24 protein-coding genes are annotated in these 23,749 nt (G+C 58.9%); 7 read left to right on the top strand and 17 right to left on the bottom strand.

The features are described 5' to 3' along the window. Positions 1-2 precede the first annotated feature (2 nt). Together ACQZ5Y_RS18255 and ACQZ5Y_RS18250 are read right to left on the bottom strand one after the other, a co-directional pair. Positions 3-887: a carbohydrate ABC transporter permease gene (locus tag ACQZ5Y_RS18255; RefSeq protein ID WP_019566471.1), complete on the bottom strand. Its 885-nt coding sequence runs from the start codon at positions 885-887 to the stop codon at positions 3-5. Positions 888-891: 4 nt separating this feature from the next. Then, on the bottom strand, positions 892-1,773 hold the full coding sequence (locus ACQZ5Y_RS18250; RefSeq protein ID WP_003517909.1) for a carbohydrate ABC transporter permease: 882 nt from the start codon (positions 1,771-1,773) through the stop codon (positions 892-894). Here ACQZ5Y_RS18250 and ACQZ5Y_RS18245 point away from each other — a divergent pair. Then, positions 1,772-1,930: a hypothetical protein gene (locus ACQZ5Y_RS18245; protein ID WP_448782020.1), complete on the top strand. Its 159-nt coding sequence runs from the start codon at positions 1,772-1,774 to the stop codon at positions 1,928-1,930. The two genes, ACQZ5Y_RS18250 and ACQZ5Y_RS18245, sit on opposite strands and share 2 nt — an antisense overlap. Positions 1,931-1,984: 54 nt before the next feature. After that, complete coding sequence (locus tag ACQZ5Y_RS18240) at positions 1,985-2,911, top strand: helix-turn-helix domain-containing protein (protein ID WP_111828460.1); 927 nt, start codon at positions 1,985-1,987, stop codon at positions 2,909-2,911. A 29-nt stretch (positions 2,912-2,940) separates the two neighbouring features. Here ACQZ5Y_RS18240 and ACQZ5Y_RS18235 read toward each other — a convergent pair whose 3' ends face one another. The 8 genes from ACQZ5Y_RS18235 to kduI all read right to left on the bottom strand — a co-directional run bounded on the left by ACQZ5Y_RS18235 (position 2,941) and on the right by kduI (position 10,570). Beyond that, positions 2,941-4,221, bottom strand: coding sequence for a TRAP transporter large permease (locus ACQZ5Y_RS18235; protein WP_003517912.1), 1,281 nt, complete (start codon positions 4,219-4,221; stop codon positions 2,941-2,943). Continuing rightward, the gene (locus ACQZ5Y_RS18230) at positions 4,222-4,743 is read right to left on the bottom strand and encodes a TRAP transporter small permease (RefSeq protein ID WP_013761414.1); all 522 of its coding nucleotides are present in this window, start codon (positions 4,741-4,743) and stop codon (positions 4,222-4,224) included. A 77-nt stretch (positions 4,744-4,820) separates the two neighbouring features. Next, positions 4,821-5,798, bottom strand: a complete 978-nt coding sequence (locus tag ACQZ5Y_RS18225) for a TRAP transporter substrate-binding protein (RefSeq protein WP_003517915.1) — start codon at positions 5,796-5,798, stop codon at positions 4,821-4,823. A gap of 146 nt (positions 5,799-5,944) precedes the next feature. Further along, complete coding sequence (locus tag ACQZ5Y_RS18220) at positions 5,945-6,823, bottom strand: amidohydrolase family protein (protein ID WP_013761415.1); 879 nt, start codon at positions 6,821-6,823, stop codon at positions 5,945-5,947. After that, positions 6,820-7,956 (bottom strand): D-galactarolactone cycloisomerase, encoded by a 1,137-nt coding sequence (locus ACQZ5Y_RS18215; RefSeq protein WP_112650556.1) that lies wholly within the window; start codon positions 7,954-7,956, stop codon positions 6,820-6,822. Before ACQZ5Y_RS18215 ends, ACQZ5Y_RS18220 begins: the two co-directional genes overlap by 4 nt. Before the next feature lie 24 nt (positions 7,957-7,980). Further along, entirely contained in the window at positions 7,981-8,892 is a 912-nt protein-coding gene (kdgD, locus tag ACQZ5Y_RS18210; RefSeq protein ID WP_111801512.1) for a 5-dehydro-4-deoxyglucarate dehydratase, read from the bottom strand. 113 nt (positions 8,893-9,005) lie between these two features. After that, a complete protein-coding gene (kduD, locus tag ACQZ5Y_RS18205) occupies positions 9,006-9,749 on the bottom strand; it encodes a 2-dehydro-3-deoxy-D-gluconate 5-dehydrogenase KduD (RefSeq protein ID WP_112650557.1) in 744 nt (247 codons plus the stop codon). Continuing rightward, positions 9,746-10,570 (bottom strand): 5-dehydro-4-deoxy-D-glucuronate isomerase, encoded by an 825-nt coding sequence (gene kduI / locus ACQZ5Y_RS18200; protein WP_174059976.1) that lies wholly within the window; start codon positions 10,568-10,570, stop codon positions 9,746-9,748. Before kduI ends, kduD begins: the two co-directional genes overlap by 4 nt. Before the next feature lie 175 nt (positions 10,571-10,745). Here kduI and ACQZ5Y_RS18195 point away from each other — a divergent pair, with 175 nt between their 5' ends. The 3 genes from ACQZ5Y_RS18195 to ACQZ5Y_RS18185 all read left to right on the top strand — a co-directional run bounded on the left by ACQZ5Y_RS18195 (position 10,746) and on the right by ACQZ5Y_RS18185 (position 12,774). Next, entirely contained in the window at positions 10,746-11,543 is a 798-nt protein-coding gene (locus ACQZ5Y_RS18195; RefSeq protein WP_174059977.1) for an NAD-dependent epimerase/dehydratase family protein, read from the top strand. 134 nt (positions 11,544-11,677) lie between these two features. Beyond that, positions 11,678-12,415: a FadR/GntR family transcriptional regulator gene (locus ACQZ5Y_RS18190; RefSeq protein WP_003517927.1), complete on the top strand. Its 738-nt coding sequence runs from the start codon at positions 11,678-11,680 to the stop codon at positions 12,413-12,415. Positions 12,416-12,456: 41 nt separating this feature from the next. Further along, positions 12,457-12,774, top strand: coding sequence for a cupin domain-containing protein (locus tag ACQZ5Y_RS18185; RefSeq protein WP_003517929.1), 318 nt, complete (start codon positions 12,457-12,459; stop codon positions 12,772-12,774). A 12-nt stretch (positions 12,775-12,786) separates the two neighbouring features. Here the strand turns inward: ACQZ5Y_RS18185 and ACQZ5Y_RS18180 are convergent, their stop codons facing one another. The 6 genes from ACQZ5Y_RS18180 to ACQZ5Y_RS18155 form a co-directional block, all read right to left on the bottom strand. Continuing rightward, complete coding sequence (locus tag ACQZ5Y_RS18180) at positions 12,787-14,019, bottom strand: M24 family metallopeptidase (RefSeq protein WP_112650559.1); 1,233 nt, start codon at positions 14,017-14,019, stop codon at positions 12,787-12,789. 351 nt (positions 14,020-14,370) lie between these two features. Continuing rightward, positions 14,371-16,374 carry an aldo/keto reductase gene (locus ACQZ5Y_RS18175; RefSeq protein WP_174059978.1) on the bottom strand — a complete coding sequence of 668 codons (2,004 nt, stop codon included), beginning with the start codon at positions 16,372-16,374 and terminating at the stop codon, positions 14,371-14,373. 37 nt (positions 16,375-16,411) lie between these two features. Further along, on the bottom strand, positions 16,412-17,497 hold the full coding sequence (locus ACQZ5Y_RS18170) for an ABC transporter ATP-binding protein (protein WP_025595934.1): 1,086 nt from the start codon (positions 17,495-17,497) through the stop codon (positions 16,412-16,414). Positions 17,498-17,510: 13 nt separating this feature from the next. Next, positions 17,511-18,347, bottom strand: coding sequence for a carbohydrate ABC transporter permease (locus tag ACQZ5Y_RS18165; RefSeq protein WP_003517937.1), 837 nt, complete (start codon positions 18,345-18,347; stop codon positions 17,511-17,513). After that, positions 18,344-19,204 carry a carbohydrate ABC transporter permease gene (locus ACQZ5Y_RS18160; RefSeq protein ID WP_013761426.1) on the bottom strand — a complete coding sequence of 287 codons (861 nt, stop codon included), beginning with the start codon at positions 19,202-19,204 and terminating at the stop codon, positions 18,344-18,346. The genes ACQZ5Y_RS18165 and ACQZ5Y_RS18160 overlap by 4 nt, the downstream gene beginning before the upstream one ends. 78 nt (positions 19,205-19,282) lie before the next feature. Further along, entirely contained in the window at positions 19,283-20,554 is a 1,272-nt protein-coding gene (locus tag ACQZ5Y_RS18155) for an ABC transporter substrate-binding protein (RefSeq protein WP_035199351.1), read from the bottom strand. Between the two features lie 93 nt (positions 20,555-20,647). On the opposite strand from ACQZ5Y_RS18155, the gene ACQZ5Y_RS18150 reads away from it, so the two are divergent. Then, entirely contained in the window at positions 20,648-21,538 is an 891-nt protein-coding gene (locus ACQZ5Y_RS18150) for a helix-turn-helix domain-containing protein (RefSeq protein ID WP_112650562.1), read from the top strand. Here the strand turns inward: ACQZ5Y_RS18150 and ACQZ5Y_RS18145 are convergent. Continuing rightward, positions 21,535-22,389 carry an AraC family transcriptional regulator gene (locus ACQZ5Y_RS18145; RefSeq protein ID WP_035199352.1) on the bottom strand — a complete coding sequence of 285 codons (855 nt, stop codon included), beginning with the start codon at positions 22,387-22,389 and terminating at the stop codon, positions 21,535-21,537. The two genes, ACQZ5Y_RS18150 and ACQZ5Y_RS18145, sit on opposite strands and share 4 nt — an antisense overlap. A gap of 123 nt (positions 22,390-22,512) precedes the next feature. Here ACQZ5Y_RS18145 and ACQZ5Y_RS18140 point away from each other — a divergent pair, with 123 nt between their 5' ends. After that, on the top strand, positions 22,513-23,709 hold the full coding sequence (locus ACQZ5Y_RS18140) for an MFS transporter (RefSeq protein ID WP_003517947.1): 1,197 nt from the start codon (positions 22,513-22,515) through the stop codon (positions 23,707-23,709). Positions 23,710-23,749: the final 40 nt, after the last annotated feature.

Here is a 23,749-nt window from a genome sequence, read left to right as displayed (position 1 = left end):
TTTCAGCCCTTGACCCCGCCAGACGAGATCCCTTCAATGAAATACCGTTGCGCCGCGAAAAACACGACGAGCGCAGGCGCGATCGTCAGCACCGACATCGCCAGGATGCGGTTCCATTCGAAGGCTTCGGTGGTGTCGATGGAGAGTTTGAGCGCCAGGCTCACCGGATATTTATCGACCGAGGACAGGTAGATCAGCGGTCCCAGAAAGTCGTTCATCGTCCACATGAACTGGAAAAGGCAGACCGAGATCAGCGCCGGGGCCAGCATCGGCACCACGATGTAGACCAGCGTCTGCAGACTGTTGGCGCCATCCACACGGGCGGCTTCCTCCATATCCGAGGGCAGCGAGCGCAGGAACTGCACAAGCATGAAGACGAAGAAGGCATCACCGGCTAGTGCCGAGGGAACCCATAGCGGCAGGAAACTATCCAGCCAGCCGAGGTCACGGAACAGGATATATTGCGGAATGCGGGTTACGACATTGGGTAAAAGCAGGATGGCGATGACCGAGCCAAACAGGATCTTCTTCAGCGGAAAATCGAAGCGCGCGAAGGCATAGGCCGCCATGGTGCAGGAAATCGCCGTTCCGATGACCTTCGGCAGGATGATCAGGAACGAATTCCAGAAAAACCGGCCGAAGGTGTAGGGCGTGGAGGTCTCCCAGCCGCGGATGTAACCGTCCAGTGTTGGAGTCTCAGGAATGAAACCTGCGCCGGAAAAAATCTCGGAATTGGTCTTGAAGCTTGCGCCGACCAGCCAGATCAGCGGATAGAGCATGATGAAGCCGACCGCGAACAGCAGCGTGTACCGGACAGAGGTCGATAACAGCCGGAGCCTTGCCCGGCGGGCGGCCTGCATGTCGTTTAAGGTTGCGATATCGGTCATGGCATCAATTCCGCTTGTCGCCGGCGTAATAGACCCACTTTTTCGAGGACCAGAAGGCCACGAGGGTCAGCACGGTGATGATGGTGAAAAGAACCCAGGCGATGGCGGAGGCATAGCCCATGTTGAACTTCTTGAAAGCCTCATCGTAAATATAGAGAGGCAGCAGATAGGTAGACTTCAACGGCCCGCCCTGGGTGATGATGTAAGGCCCGTTGAACTCCTGGAATGCCTGCACCATCTGCATGATCAGGTTGAAAAAGATGACCGGCGTCAGAAGCGGCAGGGTGATGAAAAAGAACGTCTTTACCTTGCCTGCACCGTCGATTGCCGCTGCCTCATAAAGCGACTTGTCGATGGATTGCAGCGCGGCGAGAAAGATCACCATGGCCGAACCGAACTGCCAGCAGCGCAGCAGCGTAATTGTAAAAAGCGCATTGGCGGGATCGCCAAACCAGTCCACCGGCGACAGGCCGATTGCCGCCAGCGCCATGTTGGCGAGCCCTTCGCTGGCGAAGATGTAGCGCCACAGCACCGCAATCGCGATCGAACCGCCGAGGATGGACGGAACGTAAAAGGCGGTGCGGAAAAAATTGATGAATTGCAGCTTGTAATTGAGTATCGCTGCGATGAACAGCGCGAAGGCAAGCTTCAACGGCACCGTCAGAAACACATAAAACAGGGTGACGTTCAGGGATTTCATGAACGTGCGATCACGGGTGAAGAGCCGCTCGTAATTGGCCAGCCCCGCCCATGTGGGGTCACTCATCAGGTCGTAGCGGGTGAAGCTGAGATACAGGGAACCCAGAAAAGGGATCGCCGTGAAAACCAGAAGTCCGATGATGTAGGGCGTCAGATATCCCAGCCCGAGGAAGCGATTAGATTTCATGACGCTCCTCCCCCACCCCGGAAAGGCGCGGATAACAGAATACAATTTCGTGCAAGTGATTCTCCCGGAACGGCTGACGGCGGGCGCATGGTTGCGCGATTTCTCGCCGCAGCCGATCTCCTCCCTCATTGATACGGCGCGCATTAGCAGTTTGTGAGGTGACAAAACCAAATTTCCGAGCCAAGGTGAATTAACAAAGACGAGGAAAAAGATGGACGAAATCGAAGGTGGCATTCTCTCGTCCGTTCCGCCTGCGGCGCTCACGCTTAATCTCACGCGCGCCACGATCAAGATGGAGCACTCCCGCACCTGGCAGATCGACAAATCCAATCAGGTGGACGATCTCATCATCTGCCTGGAGGGTCGCGGGCATTATCTCGTCGACGGTGAAGCACGGGTGCTGGAGCCTGGCGACGCCATGCTGATTTTCAGGGGGCAGCATTTTATCGGCTGGAATGAACAGGCCGTCACCTATCGGGGAGTGGCACAGCATTTCACACTGGATATTTACGGTCGCCACAACCTTGTCGCGCAGATGGACCTCAAGCCGAAACTTTCGCTGAGCCGCTGGCCGCTGCTGGAGCCGCTGGTGCGCCACTATCGGCAGAGCGCTCCACCCTCCTCTGTCACGCTTGGCCAGCATCACCTGTTCATGGTGTTGCTGATCGCATTTATCGATGATGCATTTCTCGGATGGGTCGACCGTCCGAGTTTCCAGCCGGAAGGTGCGGAAGCCCTGGATCTGGCTGTCATGAAAGCGATCACGATGATTTCCGCCAATCCGCTCGACCCTGAAATCGCCGCAAGGGCGACCGACGCAGCCCCCTATAATCGCGACTATTTCCTGCGTGAGTTCCAGAAACGGGTGGGGCGCACGCCGAGGAAATATCAGGAATTCAAACGCATGGAACGTGCCATGCATTTTCTTGAAGCCGGGCTTTCAGTTGCGGCTACGGCGGCAGAAGTGGGTTATGGAGATCCCTATTATTTTTCGCGGATGTTCAAGCGCACATTGGGGTTGAGCCCCCGCGACCACATGAACAGGATACGCCGCAGCAGGCACGGCAATCTGATGGCGTTTGACGAGCACGAACAGCAGAGGCTGCTTGCCACCGAAATGCAAAAGGCCCCGGCATAGCGGGGCCTTCTTGCGATACAGCTTTGGAACTATCGGAAAAGTGACGGCAGCCAGAGTGAAAGCGACGGAATATAGGTGACGGCGAGCAGCACGGCTATGCTGGCGCCGAAGAACGGCCAGATCGTTCGCATCGCTTCCCGTATCGTTATGCCACCAACCGCACATCCCACGAAGAGCACCGTTCCGACCGGCGGCGTATTGAGACCGATACCGGCGTTCAGGATCATCACGACTCCGAAATGCACGGGATCGATGCCGAAGGCCTTCACGACAGGCAAAAGCACCGGCGTGGAAATGATGACCATCGGTGCCATATCCATGAAAGTGCCGAGCAAGAGCAGAATGACGTTGATGACCAGAAGCACGATAATCGGATTGTCCGAAATCGCGCTGATTGTCGCGATCATCAGTGTCTGTACCTGCAGAAACGCCATCAACCAGCCGAACGACGCAGCCGTGCCGATGACGAGCAGAACCATCGCTGTTGTGCGAACCGCCCCCATCACCGCCTCCACGAAACCGCTCCAGTCCAGCTCACGATAGACAAGCATGGCAACAAGGAAAGCGTAGAGAACGGCAATGCAGGAGCTCTCCGTCGCGGTGAAGATACCCGAACGAACGCCGCCGAAGATGATGCCGATCAACAGAATGCCGGGAAAAGACGCCAGAAGATAATACATCAGCTTCGAAAAGCCGGGAAACGGCTCGGACGGATAACCCTTGCGCCGCGCGACGATATAGGCGGTGACCATCAGGGCCGCAGCAAGCAGCAGGCCTGGAATGATGCCGGCAGTGAAGAGATCGGCCACCGAAACATTGCCACCCGCCGCGATCGAATAAAGTATCATATTGTGCGAAGGCGGGATCATCAGCGCGATGATGGCGGCATTGACCGTGACGTTGACGGCGTAATCCCGGTCATAACCGCGCTTGGCCATTTGCGGGATCATCAGGCCACCAACGGCCGAGGCGTCGGCGACAGCCGAGCCGGAAATGCCGCCGAACAATGTCGAAGCGACGATGTTGACCTGCCCCAGACCGCCGCGCAGATGACCGACAAGACCGGCCGCAAAACGGATCAGACGATGGGCTATACCGCCGCGGACCATGAGGTCACCCGCGAAGATGAAGAACGGGATCGCCATCATCGCAAACACGTTCATGCCGGAGTTCATCTGCTGGAAGACCACGATGGGCGGCAGGCCGAGATAAAGAACGGTGGCGAAGGAGGCAATGCCGAGGCAGAACGCAATCGGCGTACCGATCAGCATCAGAAGGGTGAAGACACCGAAGAGGATTGTGTAAGCCATTTACGCGGCCTCCTGCACAAACACATCCGCCGCGATTTCCTCGCCGATGACGAGATCGATAAAGCGTTCGGCTGCAAACAGCGCGATCAGAAAACCGCCACCGATCAGCGGGAAGAAATCCATGCCGCCCGGCCATCCAAGAACAGGGATCGTCGCCGTCCATGTTCCGGCAGAGAGGACGGTTCCGTACCAGCACATGCCAACCCCGAAAAAGAAGATCAGTGCCAGACTGGTCAGGTCCATCGCCGCCTGTATGCGCGGCGGCATCATATAGCGCAGAATATCAAGCCCCAGATGCACGCTTTCACGCACGCCCACCGCCGCCCCCAGCATGATGAACCATGACATAAGGTGAAGCGACAGCGGCTCGGACCAACTTGGTGAATCATTCAGGATATAACGGGCAAACACCTGCCAGCCGACGATAAGGGTCATGGCGACCATGCCGACGCCGGCGATGTAAAGTGACGCACGGCTGAGCGCGCCGAGAAATGGGCGGATAGCCCGCATGAAGTTTCGCATTTGCCTTCCTCCTCCAACCTCAGACCAATGACGACAAAAGAAAACCGGCCCTGTTGCCAGAGCCGGTTTTCCCTATGTCACTTGACGGCTTTTACCCGCTCAAGAAGGTCTTTCATTTTCGGATCGGTGACGAACTTGTCGTAGACCGGCCCCATCGCGGCGGCGAACTCTTCCTTGTTGACCTTGATGACGTTGGCGCCACCGGCGCGTACCTTTTCTTCCGAGGCCTTTTCGCGCGCACTCCACAATTCACGCATCTTGCCAACGGAATCCTTGGCTGCCTGACGCAGCAGCTTCTGATCTTCCGGCGACAGCTTGTCATAGGAAATCTTGGAGATGACGAGGATTTCCGGATTGAGGGAATGTTCCGTCAGCGAATAGTTCTTCGCCACTTCATAGTGACGGGCGGATTCGTAGGACGGCCAGTTGTTTTCCGCACCATCGACAACGCCTGTTTCAAGCGAGGAGTAAACCTCGCCCATCGGCATCGGCGTAGGGTTGGCGCCAAACGCCTGCATCATCGATATCCACAGATCCGATTGCTGCACGCGGATTTTGAGGCCCTTCAGGTCCGCCAGTTTTTCGATGGGCTTCTTGGTTGTGTAGAAGGAACGCGCACCGGAATCGTAAAAGGCAAGACCGATTAGGCCGTGCGGTTCGAAAGCTGCCAGAACCTCATCGCCGATCGGGCCGTCTACGGTATTGTGCATGTGTTCCGTCGAACGGAACAGGAAAGGCAGGCCGAGAACGGTGGTTTCCTTGACGAGATTGTTGAAAGGCGCAGCGTTGACGCGGTTCATGTCGATGACGCCGAAGCGGGTCTGCTCGATGGTATCCTTCTCACCGCCGAGAACAGAATTGTTCATGACCTGCACCTTGATGCGGCCATTGGAGCGTTCCGACAGAAGTTCGCCCATATATTTCACGGCTTCAACCGTCGGATAACCGTCGGGATGAATATCGGCCGAGCGCAGGGTGATTTCCTGCGCCTTGGCGGAAACGCCTGACAGCGCGATCCCCATCGCGATGCACATCATGCTTGCAATCTTTTTCATTTCTTCCTCCTCCGTTGTAACAACGGCCCCACCCCTCCAAGGCTAACGGACCGAATTTTTCACGCCCATCCGGGCCGGCATGCAAAGACCTTTCATCTGCAAAGGATGATGGAGACCTCCCTTTCCCCAACTATCCCGAATTGAAACTACACCGCCTTGAGTGGCGGCAGCTTGAACAGGGCTTCTGGATTTTCCACCAGCGCTCGATGACGGGCCGCATCGTCCGGCAGCCAGCCGAGTGTGAGCTCCGCAAGGCGGGCATCATCCGGATAGGCAGCCGTCTCACGGACCGAATTGTGCGGCCAGTTCGTCCCCCAGACGATCCGCTCCGGCGCATGGGCAGCGATACGGCGCGAAAAGGCTGCAACATCTTCATAGGGCCAGGCGTCGCGCGAACTTTCATAAACACCGGCAAACTTGAACCAGAGATTGCCGCGATCGATGAGCTTCAAAAGTGCCGCCATCTCCGGGCCATCCGTGTCGATACCCCTGAAGAATTTTCCATGGTGGTCGAAGACCCAGCGCGAACGGATTTTTTCAAGGCGCGGCAAATGATCGAGAAGCCCATTGCCGTCGAACTGAACCGCCACCATCCAGTCGGCCGCATGGGCACGCTGATCCACCGCTTCCAGTTCCGATAGGTTCACCGCGCCGCCAGGCAAATCCATGATACGGGCGCCCACGGCACCGGCAGCGGCAAGTCGTTCCATGTCCTTTTCAGTCGTCTTCTCATCGATAATCACCACCGCGCGGGCTGCCTCGCCCATTTCTGCCACGCAGGCCAGCGTGTTGCCGTTATCTCGCTGTTGGGCGTTGCCCTGGGTGATGATGACGCGGTCGATGCCGAGCCATTGCATGAGCTGGCGATAATCCTCAGGCCCCGGCAGCGCACCCGGCGGCAGGCCCGGCCCACCCGGCAAGGCTGGATATCCGGGCAGATACATATGCATCTGAGTATCGACCGCCCCTTTCGGAAACGCTGGCTGCGGCGGTGTCCCGCTTAGTTTTCTGACAAGTTCGCTCATGGCTGTGGCATCCTGAATTCAACGAGTGCGTCGCGGTTGATCTCGATGCCGAGACCGGGACCATCGGGAATGGCGACGACACCGTTCACCGCCTCTATCGGCTGTTGCAGCACGGCCTGACGGAACGGATTATGCGTCCGATCGAATTCCATGATCGGCTCGATGGGGTTTACCCGCACCGGATCGGGCACCATCGCGGCCATGAACTGCAGGGCAGCGGCGATCTGCACGCCCGTGCCCCACACATGCGGTACAATGCGCACGCCGTGCAGCGTGGCAAGCGTGGCAATCTTCTGCGTTTCGGAAAAGCCGCCGCAGCCGCAGAGGTCTGGTTGGAGAATATCCACGGCACCGGCGGAAAGCGCCTGCCACATGCCGTAACGCCCGTGCCAGGTCTCGCCTCCCGCAACCGGGATTGGTTGGCCCGCCCGCACGCGGGCATAGGCATCGAGCTGCTCGGGAACCACCGGCTCCTCGAACCAGTCGATGCGGTATTCAGCCGCACGATTGCCGAGCGCGATGGCTTCGGTAACGGTATAGCCGTGATTGGCGTCGATCATCAGCCGCATATCCGGCCCGATCGCTTCGCGCACGGCGGCAATGACCGCAAGATCCTCCTCGATGCCGAAACCGATCTTGATCTTGCAGGCGTGAAAACCCTCTGCACGGCGCTCCGCCATCTCATTGGCATTGTCGGAGATACGGTCGACCCCATCACGCTTGAAGCTGCCGGTGGCATAGGCGCCCACGCTTTCGCGCCAGCGCCCGCCGAGCAGCATGGAGATGGAGGTGCCGTAATGCTTTCCCTTGATATCCCACAGCGCGATATCGATACCGGACAGGGCGGTAATGCTGAGGCCGCGCTGGCCCTGGTCGCGCAGGGCATTGTAAAGCACAGCCCAGATCTTTTCGGTCTGGCGGGGATCCTGGCCAATAAGCCAACCGGAATAGGCCTGAACCACGGCGGCGTTCGGTCGCGCCGGACCGAGGCATTCGCCCCAGCCGACAGTCCCGTCATCGCATTCGATTTCGACCAGAACATGGGCACGCCGGTCAAAGCGCATGGATGCGCTTTCAAACGGCGTGGCCAGCCGATGTTCGAGCAGATGCGTGCGCACCGCTGTGATCTTCATCGTTCCCCTCCCGTTATACCTTGATCACACCTTGCGCTTGTGCGTGCCGATCAGGGCATCGAGCATGCCGATTTCCTCATTCGTCAGATCCTTCAGCGGCGAGCGCACCGGACCCGCATCAAAGCCCTGCAGGCGAACGCCAGCCTTGATGGCGGAGACAGCGTAACCCTTGGCGCGATTGCGGATCGCCATGAACGGATAGAAGAATTCCGTCAGGATGCGTTCGCAGGTGGCGCGCTCGCCGGCCCGCAGCGCCGCATAGAACTCGTTGGCAAGGCCCGGCACGAAGTTGAAGACGGCCGAGGAATAGGTGGTGAAACCGGCGCCGAGATAGGCTTCGGCAAACAGTTCCGCCGTCGGCATGCCGCCGAGATACATCAGGCGGTCACCCATCTTGGCGGTGATCTGGCGAACGAGACCGATATCACCGGTGCCGTCCTTGAAGCCGACGAGGTTCGGGCACTCATCGCAGAGACGCGCCAGCGTATCCGCCTGAAGCACCGAATTGTCGCGGTTATAAACCATGACGCCGATGCCGACCGACTGGCATATTTTCTTGATGTGCGCGTAAAGGCCTTCCTGCGGCGCATCAATGAGGTAATGCGGCAGAAGCAGGATGCCATCAGCACCGACTTTTTCCACCGAGCGTGCGATATCAACCGCAACTTCGGTGCCGTAGCCGCAGCCGGAAACGATTGCCGTTTCACCGGCCACCTCCTTGGCAGCCGAAACGATAGCAGGGATTTCATCCGGCTTCAGCGAGAAGAACTCGCCCGTACCGCCCGCGGCAAACAGCACCGGCGCCTTGTAACCGGCAAGCCATTCGACATGCGCCCTGTAGCTATCGGCCGCAAAACGACCCTCGGAATCAAAATGCGTTACCGGGAAGGAGAGCAGGCCGGAGCCAAGCGCCGCCTTGATTTGTTCAGGGTTCATAATCCGTATTCCTCTGCAAGTTCACTGACTGGAAGCCACCTAAACCGCTTGCCGCATATTTGTCAACAAGTCATCATACAAGTTATATGATGAATTTTGAAAACCGGCGCACATTAACGCGCCAGCCAGCCACCATCGACATTGAGGATGGCGCCATGCACGTAGTCGGCCGCCGGCGAGGCGAGGAAAACCGCCGCCCCGGCGATGTCTTCAGAATGCCCCCAGCGGCCTGCCGGGATACGATCGAGAATGGCCTTGTTGCGGGCAGCATCCGCCCGCAACGCCTCGGTATTGTTGGTTTCGATGTAACCGGGCGCAATGGCATTGACGTTGATGCCCTTCGCGGCCCACTCATTTGCCAGAAGCTTGGTCAGACCCGCAACGCCATGCTTCGCCGCCGTATAAGACGGCACGCGGATGCCGCCCTGAAACGACAGTAGCGAGGCGATATTGACTACCTTGCCCGGACGACCTTTCGCCAGCAATTCCTTGGCGAAGGCCTGCGTGGTGAAAAACAGCGCCTTGAGATTGACGTCCATCACCTCATCCCAGTCGAGCTCTGAAAACTCCACGGAATCGGCGCGGCGAATGATGCCGGCATTGTTGACGAGAATATCGAAACCGGCGTCGGCAAAGCTGTCCCTGGCGGCGAGTGGATCGGCAAAATCAATCGACAATGCGGCGGCCTTGCCGCCGTTCTTCGCGATCATGTCCAGCGTCTCGTCCGGCGCGCGGCGGGCGGCGCAGACAACTTCCGCGCCGGCCGCGGCGAGGCCGACGGCGATTGCTTGACCAAGCCCCGTATTGGCACCCGTCACCAGCGCCTTACGCCCTTGAAGCGAAAAAGGATTTTTCATTTCAGATCCCCCGGCTGAATGAAGTCCATGTCGGTATAATCGACATTGTCCCCAGCCATGGCCCAGATGAACGTGTAAGAGCCGATGCCAGCGCCGGAATGGATCGACCAGGGCGGAGAAATGGCACCCTCTTCGTTGGAAATGAAAAGATGCCGCGTTTCCTGCGGCTCACCCATCAGGTGCAGAACGCGCGACTTTTCATCCATGCCGAAATAGAGATAGGCCTCCATACGGCGATCATGAATATGCGACGGAATGGTGTTCCAGACGGAGCCGTCCTCTAGCGTCGTATAGCCGAGCACCAGCTGGCAGCTTTCCATGACCAGCGGGTGGATGAACTGGTTGATTGTGCGCTTGTTGGAGGTCTCGGTCGCACCAAGCTTGACCTCCTTGCTGTCGGCAAGGCTGACGAGCTTTGCCGGCAGGCTGCGATGCGCCGGGCATGAAGTGATGTAGAACCGGCCCGCGCCATCGAAGGTCACCGCACCGCTTCCCGCACCGAGATACAGAACGTCGCCACGATTGAGCGTATACGTCTCGCCACCAGCGTTGACGGTGCCGGTGTCTCCGATATTGACGATGCCCATCTCGCGCCTGTCAAGGAACGACGGCGTCTTGGTTTCCTCGACCTTGTCCAGCATCAGCGGGGCACCATCAGGCATCGCGCCGCCCATGACGAAACGGTCGTAATGGGTATAGATCAGCCTGATTTCGCCGGAACGGAACATGTCGTTGGCGAGGAAATGCTTGCGAAGCCCTTCGGTATCGAGCGTTTTTGCATATTCCGGGTTGACGGCCTGCCTTGTTTCGACGGTCAGCATCAAACTCATCCTTCATGATTGTTGCGTATAGGACATAATATATGTTATCCGCTTTTTGTACGATCTGTATGACAAGGTCAAGAGGAACCTGGATATCTCGACCACGCCGGAGACGTTGAATGGGGTTTCCCGCAGCCTCGATGATCCGCAGTCCATTCGTTTAGGGAGAATTGCAATGAAACGGCTTCTTGTTACCGGTGCGGCTGGCCAGCTCGGCCGCGTCATGCGCAAGCGCCTCGCACCCATGGCCGAGATATTGCGTCTTGCCGATCTTTCGCCGCTCGATCCTGCCGGACCGAACGAGGAATGCGTGCAATGCGATCTGGCCGACGCCAGCGCCGTTGATGCGATGGTCGCCGATTGTGACGGCATCGTCCATCTTGGCGGCATATCGGTGGAGCGGCCTTTCGAGCAGATCCTTCACGGTAATATCATCGGGCTTTATAACCTCTATGAGGCGGCCCGCGCCCATGGGCAGCCGCGAATCGTCTTCGCCAGCTCCAATCACACGATCGGTTATTATTCCCAGACAGAGCGGCTTGGCCCCGACGTTCCCTTCCGGCCGGACGGTCTTTACGGCGTGTCCAAATGTTTCGGGGAAAGCCTCGCCCGCATGTATTTCGAAAAATTCGGCCAGGAAACGGCGCTGGTCCGCATCGGCTCCTGCACGCCGGAACCGCAAAATCACCGCATGTTGTCGACCTGGTTTTCGCAGGATGATTTCGTATCGCTGATCGAGGCGGTTTTCCGCGCGCCGGTGCTCGGCTGCCCGGTCGTCTGGGGCGCATCGGCCAATGACGCGGGCTGGTGGGACAATTCCCACCTCGGCTGGCTTGGCTGGAAACCGAAGGACAACGCCGAGACTTTCCGGCAGTACATTGCCGAGACAACACCGCAACCAGACCCTAAAGATGCGGTGGCGCGTTTTCAGGGCGGCGTTTTCATCGACAATCCGATCTTCAAGGCGACGTGAAATGCCATTCGGGACCGACAGGCATGATAACCGGTCTTTCCTGCGCGTGCAGCGGGATTGCAAGCCGGACCGCGAATGACGTATCGAGGAATACCGGACGCTAACCTGCACCCTTTTTTAGAACGGCGATGACAATGACAAAAGCGATAACCTCCGAACCGGCAGCTCCGCAAGCCAAGACGCTTGTGGTGAAGGTTTCCGAGGAGCTCCGCAGCCAAATCGCCAAGGGCCGTTATAAGACAGGCGAGCGCCTGCCTTCCGAAGCGCAGATGACGCAGGAATTCGGCGTAAGCCGCACCGTGGTGCGCGAGGCCATCGCCTCACTGAGGTCCGACGGGCTGGTCGAGCCGCGTCAGGGTGCGGGCGTCTTCGTGCTGGAGCCAGCGCCTGTCGAGCGACGGCCGTTCCATAATGTCGATCTTGCCCGCGTCTCGTCCCTGATCGAAATGCTCGAACTGCGCACCGCCGTGGAAGGTGATGCCGCCGGTCTTGCGGCCGTTCGCCGCTCCCCGGCGCAGGAGGAGAAAATCATCGAAGCCTTCGATGCCTTCCGCGCCAGCGCCGCCAAGGGCATTCCGACAGCAGAGGCCGACTTCGCTTTTCACCTGGCCGTTGCCGACGCAACCAATAATCCGCGCTTCAGCGAGTTTCTACAGGTGCTTGGCCCAACGCTCATTCCGCGCCGCGCCGTTGCCGAAAACGGCAAGGAAACCGTGCTTTCGCCCGCTGACCTCAACCGGCTTGTCGGTGAGCACGAAGCGATCCTGATTGCTATACAGGACGGCGACGAAGAGGCGGCAAGAAGCGCCATGCGCCACCACCTGAAAAGCAGTCAGACGCGTTACCGCGCCATGCTGCGCGCGCCGCGCTGAATTTCAAGCTTGAACGACATCGCATGACCGAGGAGAACCACATGCAGCAGCTTCCGACATTCCCCACCGTTTCACCCGACGATGGTGTTGAACGCACCGTGCTTTCCGAAGCGCCGGAGCTGATGGTGGTTTCGTTCCGCTTCAAGACCGGCGCCGAAGGCAAGCTGCACAACCATCCGCATGTGCAATCCACCTATGTCGCCAGCGGCAGCTTCCGCTTTTACCGCGATGGCGAAGCCTACGACCTGCAGAAAGGCGACAGCCTCATCATTCCCGGCCATGTCGAGCACGGCTGCCTCTGCCTGGAAGAGGGCGAACTGATCGACTGCTTCACCCCTCGCCGCGACGACTTTCTCTGAACCTGGCCGGCCTCAGGCCAGGGACAAATCCCGCAGGGTGCGTGGCAGGCTGTTCATGCACTCTGCCCCTGCTGTGGTAACGAGAAACTGGTCCTCGATCATCAGCGCGCCCAGACCTTCGCCGTAAAACGGCGCTTCAAGTGCCACGACCATGTCGGGAAGAATGACCTCCTCATTGTCATGGGAAAAGAATGGCCATTCCTCGATGCCCACGCCGCCGCCGACGGAATGGCCGAAATGACCGCGATAATATTCGCTGAATCCGTCTTTGCGCATCGAAGCCAGCATGGCGGCGTGCACCGCACCGAATGTATTGCCGGGACGAATCGCTTCCAGCCCGCTGGCAAAAGCTGCCTCCAGCGCCTTGAAAATATTGGCCGCGAGCGGAGAGACCGCACCCCATGAAAACGTCCGCGCGCCATCCGACGAATAACCATCGACCAACGTGCCAACATCGGCCTTGATCAGGGCACCGGGCGCGACGACCGCCGTCATATCCGACAGGGCCGGACCAACCGATATATAGTCCCAATGGCCGCTCAGCGAAAAACCCGACTTCAAGGCATGCGACTGAGCGCCGGCTTTCCACGCGTTGGAAAGCTGGCTGAGCGCCACGCCCGGCCGCACGGCCGCCGCCATCTCGACCAGCCCGGCCTCAGCGGCCGCTGCGGCCCGCCTGAGAAGTTCAATCTCGCGAACGGATTTCACCGCACGCAGACGTTTCAGCACTGTCGAACCATCAACCCAGGTCACAGCGGGCGTCGCCTCACGAAGAGCCGAAAAATCGGCGGCGGGCATGAATTCGAGATCGGCACCGATGCGCGCCGCAGACAGCCCGCGTTCCTGCAGAAGGTCGGCCAGCAAAACAAAGCAGGCGGCGCGATCGAATGTCTCCGGCCTCTGTCCGCCGGAATTGTTTCGACGATAGGCACCGTCTACCTGCGAGACGTTTTCGACACCCGACATATCGACCATATCGATCCAGATGCGATGCCGGCGCAGATCGACATCAGGCGCGACCTTCTCGACAAGAGGTGCGGCGTGATCGCTGACGACGGCGGCAAGCCCGGACGCAGCATCGGCTGGCATAAGCGCAATCGCCGACCCCGCCCTGCCCCACATCGTCGCAACACCGGCATGTGCTCCAACCGCATAACGGAAGGCTTCCGGCTGGAACAGCACCAGCGCATCCATGCCCGCCTCACCCATCAACTGCTGCGCACGGCCTCGATCGATATCGCCCATAAGAACCCCGGTAGATTGTTTCACCCCCGTGTTTTCAGGCGGGCGCAGTTATATCAAGATTCCGATTTATCAGCGGCTGCTGAGAGAAAGAAGCAGGAAAACAAGATGAGGTTGGAGGTTGGGGATAGTCCTCCTATAAAACAGTGCTTTAGCACCACCACAGCATCCGCATTCCGTCACCCTGACGAGGTCCGGGGTCCAGCACGGTCAATTCCTTGATTGCAAAAGGCTCCGGCCACGGCGCTGACACACCGTGGCCGGATGCCGGGTCAAGCCCGGCATGACGCAGGAGAGGTAGCCGACTTTATCATCCATCCGGAGGCCGCGGAAAACCCGCCGCCTCGTGTCGCGTCACGCCTCCAGCCACTTAACCTGCTCAGCCGTCAGCTTGATATCCAGCGCAGAAAGGCTGTCCTCCAGTTCGGCAATGGTGCGCGGCCCGATCAGCGGAATGACCGGGAAAGGCTGGGCGATAACATAAGCGAGCGCGATGTGGATCGGATGGCGGCCGAGTTTCCGGGCAAGCTCGATCGCCCGGTCGCGGCGGTCGAAGTTGCGGTCGGAATACCAGACGCGGACGATTTCCTCGTCATCTCGCTTGTCCCGCCCCGCCCGGTCGGTGAAGAAGCCACGCCCCTGGCTCGACCAGGCGAAATTCGGGATCTGGCGGGATTGGAGCCATGCCTTCCACTCATCGTCCGATGCCGCCACACACCCCGCCCAGATGGGATCGAGCATTTCGGCAAGCGAGAAATTGTTGGAAAGTGCGCCCGGCGCCTGCTTGCCGTTCTCTTGCGCATAGGCGGTGGCCTCGTCCATACGCTCGCGCGTCCAGTTCGATCCTCCGAAAATGCCCCGAATGCGACCACGCCGGACTTCGGCATCCATCGCATCGACAAATTCGCCGACCGGCACGTCGGGATTGTCACGATGCATGAAATAGACATCGACATAATCCGTCTTCAGACGCTCCAGCGACTGGTTGAGCTGCTTGGCGATCATGTCCGGATAGCAGAGGGGCGAATGCGCGCCTTTGCCGATCAGCACGATTTCTTGGCGCGGCACGTTGCGGCTGGTGTGCCAGTCACCGAATATGGCTTCCGTCTTGCCGCCGCCATAGACATAAGCCGTATCGAACAGATTGCCGCCAGCCTCATAAAAGGCATCGAGCGTCAGGGACGCGGAGGCGAAATTGGGGAAGAACTCGAAACCGAGCGCAACCACCGAAGCGGGTTTGGTGAGGCCGGGTATCTGCCGCTTCGGAACCGCATTGCCTGCCACGACCTTGCCACCGGCAATATTCGTGATGCGAGAGGTTGCTTTTTCGACGCTGTATTCCAGGCCAACGGCGGCACGCCACTGGTCCATGACACGTAGATTGCCGAGGCTGTCGGCCCAGCCCATGCCGGGCGCGCTGAATTCCTGCTTGCCCTGCCTTATCGCCTCAACTGCCGCATCGACTTCGAAGGAATAGAGCCAACGGTCTTCCGGCAATTCGATGGTTTCGACCTTGTCGCCCCTGAAAATATCGATCCGGCCGGTGCCACCCTTGTGGCCGGCGGCGAACCAGAAATCCTTGACTTCGATACGGCCTTCCGAACCGATGATGCGCAGCACATTGTCCTGGCCTGCCATGATCGAGCAGGAGACTTCGGCAACGATACCGTTCGAAAATTTCAGAACGGCCGAAGCCCATTCATCGACGCCCGACTGGCCGAGATGGGCCGCACCTACAATCTTTTCGGGTTCAGCAAAGGGTTTTCCATCCACTGCACCGGCAATCAGCCGCACCATGGATACTGGATAACCGCCGACATCGAGAATGCCGCCGCCTGCCGTCTCATTGGAAAACAGACGATGATCGGCACGGAAAGACCCCATGTTGAAACCGAAACTGGAGCGGATGATGCGGATATCGCCAACGGCGCGGTTCCTGATCAACTCCACCAGTTTTGCCGTCTGCGGATGCAGGCGGTACATATAGGCCTCGCCCGCAAAGACATCAGCTTTTTTCGCTTCGTGGAAAATGGCGTCGGCGTCATAGGCGGAAAGCGCGATGGGCTTTTCCACCAGCACGTTTTTGCCCGCACGGATCGCCTTGATCGCCCATTCCGCATGGCCGGTATGGGGCGTGGCGATATAGACGGCGTCGATATGGGGATCAGAAAGCAGCGCGTCGTAACCATGGATGATGCGCGCGCCGGGAAAGGCGTCAGCAAGGCCGGGCTTGTCCGGATTGCGGGTGGCGATAGCCTCGAGCTTACCCGTGCGGGAATGGGCAATGCCGTCCGCAAAGGTCTTGGCGATGGTGCCCGGGCCGATAATGCCCCAGCGGATCGGTTGGTCGGTCGTCATGAAATCCTCGTCTTGACTTGCGTGCTTGGGAAAGGGTTCAGCGCAGGCGATTGCCCTGACTGTCGAAAAGAAATGCCTTGCGGGCGGAAAGACCGACCGTCAGCCGGTCACGATTGGCGACGTCTCGCGATTCCGGCCGCTCGATGACGAGTTGCTCACCGCCTTCCGTACGGGCATAGACATAGCTGGTATTGCCGAGGTGCTCGGCGACATCGACGTGGACGGTGAGATCGGCATCGCCCTGCCCGATATCGGGAAAATGTTCGGGCCGGATGCCGAGCGAGACCTTGCTTCCCTCATCGAGCCGGTCCTTGATCGGCAGGGTCAGCCGCACGGCAGGATCGCTGTCGAGCGACAGCGTAACGCTTTGTCCACCTGTACCAATGACGGTCGCCTCCAGAAAATTCATCTTAGGCGAACCGACGAAACCGGCAACGAAACGGTTGGCGGGGTCGTCATAAAGATCGAGCGGGGCACCGACCTGTTCGATATTGCCCGCCCTCAAAACCACGATCTTGTCGGCCAGCGTCATCGCCTCGGTCTGGTCGTGGGTGACATAGATCATCGTGGTGCCAAGCTGCTTGTGCAGCCGCGAGATTTCCACCCGCATCTGCACCCGAAGTTCCGCATCGAGGTTCGACAAGGGCTCGTCGAACAGAAAGACCTGCGGTTCGCGCACGATGGCGCGGCCGATGGCGACACGCTGCCGCTGCCCGCCGGAAAGCTGCTTTGGCCGGCGTTCCATCAACTCGTTGATCTGCAGGATTTCGGCGGCGCGGCTGACACGCTTTTCCGTGTCGGCCCTGGGATTACCGTTCATCCTCAGGCCGAAGGACAGGTTTTCGGCAACCGTCATGTGCGGATAAAGCGCATAGGATTGAAACACCATGGCGATGCCGCGATCGGCCGGATCGGCATCGTTGACCGTTCTGCCGCCGATACTGATATCGCCGTCCGATATATCCTCCAGCCCCGCGATCATACGCAGAAGCGTTGATTTGCCACAGCCGGACGGGCCGACGAAGACCACGAACTCGCCATCGGCAATATCGAGATCTGCACCATGGATGACTTTCAGCGCACCGTAGCGCTTTACGACATTCTTGAGCGAAAGTTCCGCCATGCGGTCTCTCCCCTTACTTGACTGCCCCGGCGGAAATGCCGGCGATGAAGTGGCGCTGCAAAGCCACGAAAACGATGAGAATGGGTGCGGTGAGCAGAACTGCACCGGCCATGATGCCACCCCATGACACTTTGGTGAGCCCGATGAGGGTGCCAAGTGCCACGGGTGCGGTCATCATTTCTGGGCGGGAGTTGATCAGCAGCGGCCAGAGATAATTATTCCACGAAGCGAGGAAGAGGATGATCGACAGCGCCGCCATGGTGGGGCGCGCCAATGGCAGGGCAATGCGCAGGAATATCTGCCATTCCTTGACGCCCTCGACCCTTGCCGCATCGAAAAGCTCCGTTGGCATCATGGAAAAGGATTGCCGCATGAACAGCACGCCGAGCGAGTTGAACAGTGGCGGCACGATGAGTGCCACCCAGGTGTTGGCGAGCTTGAATTCGCGCGCCACCATGATGAACTGGGGAATGACGACAACTGCAAAAGGCAAGGTGATGGTGCCGAGAATGATGGCGATCACCACCGAGCGTCCGGCAAAACGATAGCGCGCCAGCGCCCAGCCCGCCATGGAGGTCAGAAACACCGAGAGAACCGTATAGATGACCGCAACCGTGATCGATATGAACATCGCCCGCAGGAAGTTGGTATCCGCCTGAAGGTTTTTGAAGTTCTCGATGAAATTGGTGGACGGGACGAGCACGATGTCGGGGCTGAAAATGCCAAAATCAGGCATTGTCGAGAACACGAACATCATCCACAGCGGAAATAGCCAGATGAGGGCAAGCGGCGTCAGCGTCGCATGCAGCGCGATCTTCTGCCAGAGAAGCGATCTGGATTTCGATCTCATTTCGGCTCCCTCCCGACCCAGAGATTAAGGAGCGAAATGGCGATGGCGAGCGCCGCCATGGTGTAGGCGATGGCTGAGGCGTAGCCGAAATTGAGCGAAGTGAAGCCCTGCCGGTAAAGGAACAACCCCAGCGTTTCCGTACCGCCGCCCGGCCCACCCCTGTTGGTGATGAGGAAAGGCTCGGCAAAAAGCTGCATGGTGCCGATGACGGACAGGACCACGCAGAAAAGGATGATGGGTTTCAACAGCGGCAGTGTGATGTGGAAGAACTGCTGCCGCTTGTTCACCTTGTCCAGTGTCGCCGCCTCATAGACATCGCCGGGGATGGATTGCAGGCCGGCCAGAATGATGATGGCGTTATACCCCGCCCAGCGCCATGTGACGGCGATGATGACCAGCGCCATGGCCGCATTGGCATTGTCGAACCACGAGATGGGCGAAAGGCCAACGGAAGTGATGAGCTTGTTGATGATGCCGAAATCGGCACTGAACATCAGCCGGAAAACTGCCGCATAAGCGACTTCTCCGACGACGACGGGTGCGAAGAAGGCAAAACGGTAAAGCGGGCGTACCTTCAACAGTGGCGAGTTCAGAAGTACCGCCATGACGGTCGCAAGCGCGATCATGACAGGCACCTGAATGACCAGAATGATGAGCGTATTGTAGAGCGCGTTATAAAACGCCGGATCGGAGACCAGCCTCCCCCAGTTCATGGAGGGCGCAAACCGCCAGGGATTGATGCGGGTGTTCTGAAACGACAGCATGAACGAGCTGACGATCGGCCAGACCCAGAACGTCGCGAAAATCAGAAGATAGGGCGCAAGGAACGCATAAGCGATCCTGTTCCTTGACGGCATGACGACCTCCAGATGCGATGGTTGGAAAGCTTGGAGAGGCCGGTCATGCTAAACCGCAAGGCCGGCCATCCGAGAGCTTCATTCCGCGACCGGCAGCCCCGTGGCCGTTTCGATCTGCTTTGCGGCATCGTCGAGAGCTGCTTTCGCATCGGGATAACCACCCGCGAAATATTTGGTCTGCGTCGCCTTGTAGATCGCATCTGCATCCGACTGGAACGCGGTGCCACGGCTGGGCACGATTTTCGGCAGGGTCGCCAGAATATCGGTCCAGACCGCCTGCCCACCCCAATAGGGCTGCTTTTCCTTGACGAAAGGATCATCGATGGCGGAGAGAAGCGAGGGAACGAGGCCGAAGGACTTCAGCATCGTCACCTGCCCCTCATTGGTGGTCAGCGCGTAGTCAATGTACTTCCAGGCGGCTTCCTTGTGCTTGGACGCCGAACTTATTGCCAGCGAAGAGCCACCTAGATTGGCTGCATGCGGGCCGTCGGGCGTAAGGCTCGGCATCATATAGACACCCCACTTGCCCGAAAGACCGGGAGAGCCGGAGCGAACCGTGCCTTCATACCAGGCGCCATACATCTGGCTCGCGGCCTTGCCGGCAGTATTGGCCTGAATCTTCTCATCCCAGATCGCAGCCGTGATGATGCCGGCATCCTTCATCTGCTTGATCTTTTCAAGCGTCGCGACACAGGCAGGTTTGTTGATGGTGATGTTCTGGCCGTCGGTCGAAAAGTAACCGCATCCCTGCTCGTTGGCGATCATGCGGAACCACTCGCTGTCGCCGTTGAAATCGGCCTGCGCCATCACGGTGCCGGGATTGGCGGCCATGACCTTCTTGCCAGCCGCGATGAAATCATCCCAGCTTTTGATGGTGGCCGGATCGACAGCAGCCTTTTCGTAGAAATCGCGCCGGTAAAAAACGGCCACCGGACCCGAATCCCAAGGCACCGCATAAGCTACGCCATCGACCTCCAGTTCCGTGCGCTTAAAGTCAGGAAAAAGCGCCTGTTTTTCAGGCGTATAGCCAAGTGCAGTCAAATCCGTGAAACAATCCGGGAACCGGCTCCAGAACAGTTCCGCCTCGAAATTTTCGACCGTTACAATATCCGGGAGGCCGTCGCCACCCGCTGCGCAAGCCGCCAGCGTCTTGTCGAAAACCTGATCGTTTCCAAGGTCTTCAACAACAATCTTGATGTCAGGATTTTGCTTGTTGAACCCTTCGACAGTGGATTTAAGCGCCGATGCGGCGACATTCCAGCTCCAGATGGTTAAGGTCTCGGATTGCGCCATTACCGGTGCCGCAAGGAGCACCAGAGCCGTCGACGCGCCAAGAAATTTAAAGCACATTGAAAACCTCCCTTTTTTCAATTGCCGTTCTTTAGCGAACATGGGCACATTACCGGCGGCAGGAAATCTGTCTCGTACAAAGGGAACATCGATTTGGCGGAAAGTAAGATTGCCGAAAGAGCCTTCTACCAGCCGGGTGCAAGCAGCATCGAAGGCATGCCGACCACGCTCCAGCTTTTTTACAACCACCCGCCCATCATGCTCAGGCCGCACTGGCATGCGCAGGTGGAGGTGAACTATGTGATGTCGGGATCCGTACATTACCGGATGGGCGACCACGACCTTTCGCTCGATGCCGGCCAGATGTGCATTTTCTGGGGCGGCCAGCCGCACCAGATGGACCGTTCCTCCGATGATTCGATTTATGCGGGCGCGCATCTGCCGCTCGTCCATTTTTTCCGCATGCGGCTGCCGGCTGCGGTTTCCAGCCTGCTGATGGGCGGCGCAACGATGGTGAGTGCGCAGACGGACCGGGCCGACGAGGAAAATTTCGGCCGCTGGTTCCGTTACGTCACTTCGGGTGATCCGGCCAAGGCGCAGCACGCGGTGGAGGAATTGCTGCTGCGGGTGGAGCGCATGTTCCTCGAGCCCTATACCGTCATATCCTCCGCCGTCAGCGGCAAACGGGAAGAGAACGACGAGAGCATGGCGCCCTCAATCGGCGTGGTGCGCATGTGCGATTTCATTGCCGCCAATTTTCTAGAAGACATCGACGCGACCGAAATTGCCCGCGCCGCCTCGCTTCATCCGAAATATGCGATGAACCTGTTTCGCAAATCCACCGGCATGACGCTGATCAAATACCTGACCTTGCTCAGGCTTTCTCGCGCCCAGGCGATGCTGATGAACGGCAAGGACAATATTCTGCAGATTGCCATGGAAAGCGGCTTCGGCTCCGTCAGCGCCTTCAACAAGGCGTTTCGTCAGATCGCCGGCATGTCGCCTTCTGATTTCCGCCGCGATATGCGCGCGACGGCGGCTTAATTTTCCGCCTCTTCAAAATCGGAGTAGCCGGCACTGCGCTGACCTGCCGCCTTGCGATAGGCGCGGGGCGAATTGCCGAGCATTCGCCGGAACATGGTGGTGAAAGCCGGAATATTTTCATAACCGGCATCCAGCGCCACATTGGTCACCGCCTCGCCCGCGGCAAGCCTTGGCAGAGACGCAAAAATGCAGGCCTGCTGACGCCAGGTGACAAAACTCACCCCCAACTCTTTACGAAATAACCGCGTAAAGGAGCGCCGGCTCATGCCCATGGCGGCGGCCCAGTCATCGATTTCCACTCTGGCCACAGGCTTTTTCAGGAACTCGCGGCAAAGACCGGCAAGACGCTGATTATCGGGAAAGGGTAATCCCAGCGGGCGTTCCGGCAGACGGTTTACCTCATCAAGCAGAAGCGCCCGCACCAGTCCCTGCCGGTGAAAAGCGGCAGGTTGCAACTCCTCGCCCAGCAATTCCGAAATCAGGCTGGAGGCAAGGGCGGTAATTTCCACCACCCTTGGGTCCCCGGCTTGAAACAGATCGGGGTGAACGTAGATCGAATGCATCTCCACCGTTGAGATGATCTCAGCCTCATGTTTCAGCCCGGCTGGAATGATAAGCCCGTGACCGGGCGGTATCATCCAGCGCCCGGCGGCGGTGCTGACCAGCACGACGCCCTGGCGTGCGCACCATATCTGCACCCGGCCATGGCTGTGGACCGGGGTACGGTGTCCTGTCGGATAGGCACGGTGAAGCGCCAGCACCGGCTCGTTGGTGCCGTCGATCAATTTCAGGCTGCGCTCATGGTCGTCATCCGCCAGACGGGCGGGTTTTAGCGATTTGATTTTTGCCATTTGGCCCATTCACAAAGAAAATCGTCCAGAACACGAAAGCAGGCCAGAAACAATATGAATAAAAGCGGGAAGAAATAAAGACACGTTTCCCGTCTCTCGCGGGGAATCTGGAGAGGATACATCATGGCCACCGTCACCAGCACCGGGTTCAGCCCGCAACGCACGGCGTTTTCAATCATTGCAGCAGCCAGCTTCTGCCACATGCTCAACGACATCATGCAATCGCTGCTGACGTCGCTTTATCCGCTGCTGAAGGCCAATTATGCGCTCGACTTCATGCAGATCGGGCTGCTCACCTTCGCCTTTCAGGTCACGGCATCGCTGTTGCAGCCGGTCGTCGGCATGGTGACCGATCGCTGGCCCATGCCTTTCTCCCTGCCAGTCGCGATGCTCTCGACCTGTGCCGGCCTCATCACGCTCGCATTCGCTCACAGCTTCGAGGTGCTCGTGATCGGCGCCTGCCTGATCGGTGTCGGCTCGGCGATCTTCCATCCGGAGGCGTCACGCGTTGCCCGTCTGGCATCCGGTGGTCGCCACGGCCTGGCACAGTCCTTCTTCCAGGTTGGTGGTAATACAGGCACGGCCATCGGCCCGCTGCTGGCCGCCTTCATCGTCATCCCGTTCGGTCAAGCCAGCCTCAGCTGGTTCTCACTGATCGCGCTGATGGGCTTTGCCGTCTTGTCCTGGGTCGGCGTCTGGTATACCCGCCACCGCCGCGCGAATGTCGGCAAGGCTCCGGCCAGCCGCGCACTTCCGCTGGCGCGCGGCACCGTGATGATGACGCTTGCCGTGCTGGTGGTTTTGACCGCCACCAAGAACGCCTATCTCGCCAGCCTTTCCAGCTATTTCACCTTCTACACCATCGAGAAGTTCGGGCTGGGCGTGCAGGATGCGCAGGTTCTGCTGTTCCTCTTCCTTGGCGCTTCTGCGGCGGGCGTTTTCTTCGGTGGCCCGATCGGCGACCGCTTCGGCTCGCGCGTCGTCATCTGGTTCTCTATCCTCGGCGTCATTCCCTTCGCGCTGATGCTGCCCTATGCGAACCTGTTCTGGACGACCGTTCTCGTCGTCGTCATCGGCTTCGTCTTCTCCTCCGCCTTCTCGGCAATCGTCGTGTTCGCGCAGGAACTGGTACCCGGGCGCGTTGGTCTCATCGCCGGCATGTTCTTCGGTTTCGCCTTTGGCTTCGGTGGCATCGGAGCCGCGGTTCTCGGGATCTATGCGGATAAGGAAGGCATCGAGTTCGTCTATCGCATCTGCTCCTACCTGCCGCTGCTCGGCCTGTTGACCGTGCTTTTGCCAAAGTTGCCGAGCCACCGGTAAAGACCCTACGCTCTCAAGCGTTTCGTCACGGCAGTCACCT

This window comes from Agrobacterium sp. A3-95 (genome assembly GCF_053521785.1).
This window is presented reverse-complemented; position numbering and strand designations above follow the sequence as displayed.

Coding starts and splice junctions, on each gene's coding strand:
- ACQZ5Y_RS18190 (WP_003517927.1), top strand. CDS start 11,678: ATGACAAAAGCGATAACCTCCGAACCGGCAGCTCCGCAAGCCAAGACG.
- ACQZ5Y_RS18195 (WP_174059977.1), top strand. CDS start 10,746: ATGAAACGGCTTCTTGTTACCGGTGCGGCTGGCCAGCTCGGCCGCGTC.
- ACQZ5Y_RS18225 (WP_003517915.1), bottom strand. CDS start 5,798: ATGAAAAAGATTGCAAGCATGATGTGCATCGCGATGGGGATCGCGCTG.
- ACQZ5Y_RS18235 (WP_003517912.1), bottom strand. CDS start 4,221: ATGGCTTACACAATCCTCTTCGGTGTCTTCACCCTTCTGATGCTGATC.
- ACQZ5Y_RS18220 (WP_013761415.1), bottom strand. CDS start 6,823: ATGAGCGAACTTGTCAGAAAACTAAGCGGGACACCGCCGCAGCCAGCG.
- kduI (WP_174059976.1), bottom strand. CDS start 10,570: ATGCTGACCGTCGAAACAAGGCAGGCCGTCAACCCGGAATATGCAAAA.
- ACQZ5Y_RS18165 (WP_003517937.1), bottom strand. CDS start 18,347: ATGAGATCGAAATCCAGATCGCTTCTCTGGCAGAAGATCGCGCTGCAT.
- ACQZ5Y_RS18170 (WP_025595934.1), bottom strand. CDS start 17,497: ATGGCGGAACTTTCGCTCAAGAATGTCGTAAAGCGCTACGGTGCGCTG.
- ACQZ5Y_RS18160 (WP_013761426.1), bottom strand. CDS start 19,204: ATGCCGTCAAGGAACAGGATCGCTTATGCGTTCCTTGCGCCCTATCTT.
- ACQZ5Y_RS18155 (WP_035199351.1), bottom strand. CDS start 20,554: ATGTGCTTTAAATTTCTTGGCGCGTCGACGGCTCTGGTGCTCCTTGCG.
- kdgD (WP_111801512.1), bottom strand. CDS start 8,892: ATGAACCCTGAACAAATCAAGGCGGCGCTTGGCTCCGGCCTGCTCTCC.
- ACQZ5Y_RS18185 (WP_003517929.1), top strand. CDS start 12,457: ATGCAGCAGCTTCCGACATTCCCCACCGTTTCACCCGACGATGGTGTT.
- ACQZ5Y_RS18175 (WP_174059978.1), bottom strand. CDS start 16,374: ATGACGACCGACCAACCGATCCGCTGGGGCATTATCGGCCCGGGCACC.
- ACQZ5Y_RS18255 (WP_019566471.1), bottom strand. CDS start 887: ATGACCGATATCGCAACCTTAAACGACATGCAGGCCGCCCGCCGGGCA.
- kduD (WP_112650557.1), bottom strand. CDS start 9,749: ATGAAAAATCCTTTTTCGCTTCAAGGGCGTAAGGCGCTGGTGACGGGT.
- ACQZ5Y_RS18240 (WP_111828460.1), top strand. CDS start 1,985: ATGGACGAAATCGAAGGTGGCATTCTCTCGTCCGTTCCGCCTGCGGCG.
- ACQZ5Y_RS18230 (WP_013761414.1), bottom strand. CDS start 4,743: ATGCGAAACTTCATGCGGGCTATCCGCCCATTTCTCGGCGCGCTCAGC.
- ACQZ5Y_RS18140 (WP_003517947.1), top strand. CDS start 22,513: ATGGCCACCGTCACCAGCACCGGGTTCAGCCCGCAACGCACGGCGTTT.
- ACQZ5Y_RS18215 (WP_112650556.1), bottom strand. CDS start 7,956: ATGAAGATCACAGCGGTGCGCACGCATCTGCTCGAACATCGGCTGGCC.
- ACQZ5Y_RS18180 (WP_112650559.1), bottom strand. CDS start 14,019: ATGGGCGATATCGATCGAGGCCGTGCGCAGCAGTTGATGGGTGAGGCG.
- ACQZ5Y_RS18245 (WP_448782020.1), top strand. CDS start 1,772: ATGACGCTCCTCCCCCACCCCGGAAAGGCGCGGATAACAGAATACAAT.
- ACQZ5Y_RS18145 (WP_035199352.1), bottom strand. CDS start 22,389: ATGGCAAAAATCAAATCGCTAAAACCCGCCCGTCTGGCGGATGACGAC.
- ACQZ5Y_RS18250 (WP_003517909.1), bottom strand. CDS start 1,773: ATGAAATCTAATCGCTTCCTCGGGCTGGGATATCTGACGCCCTACATC.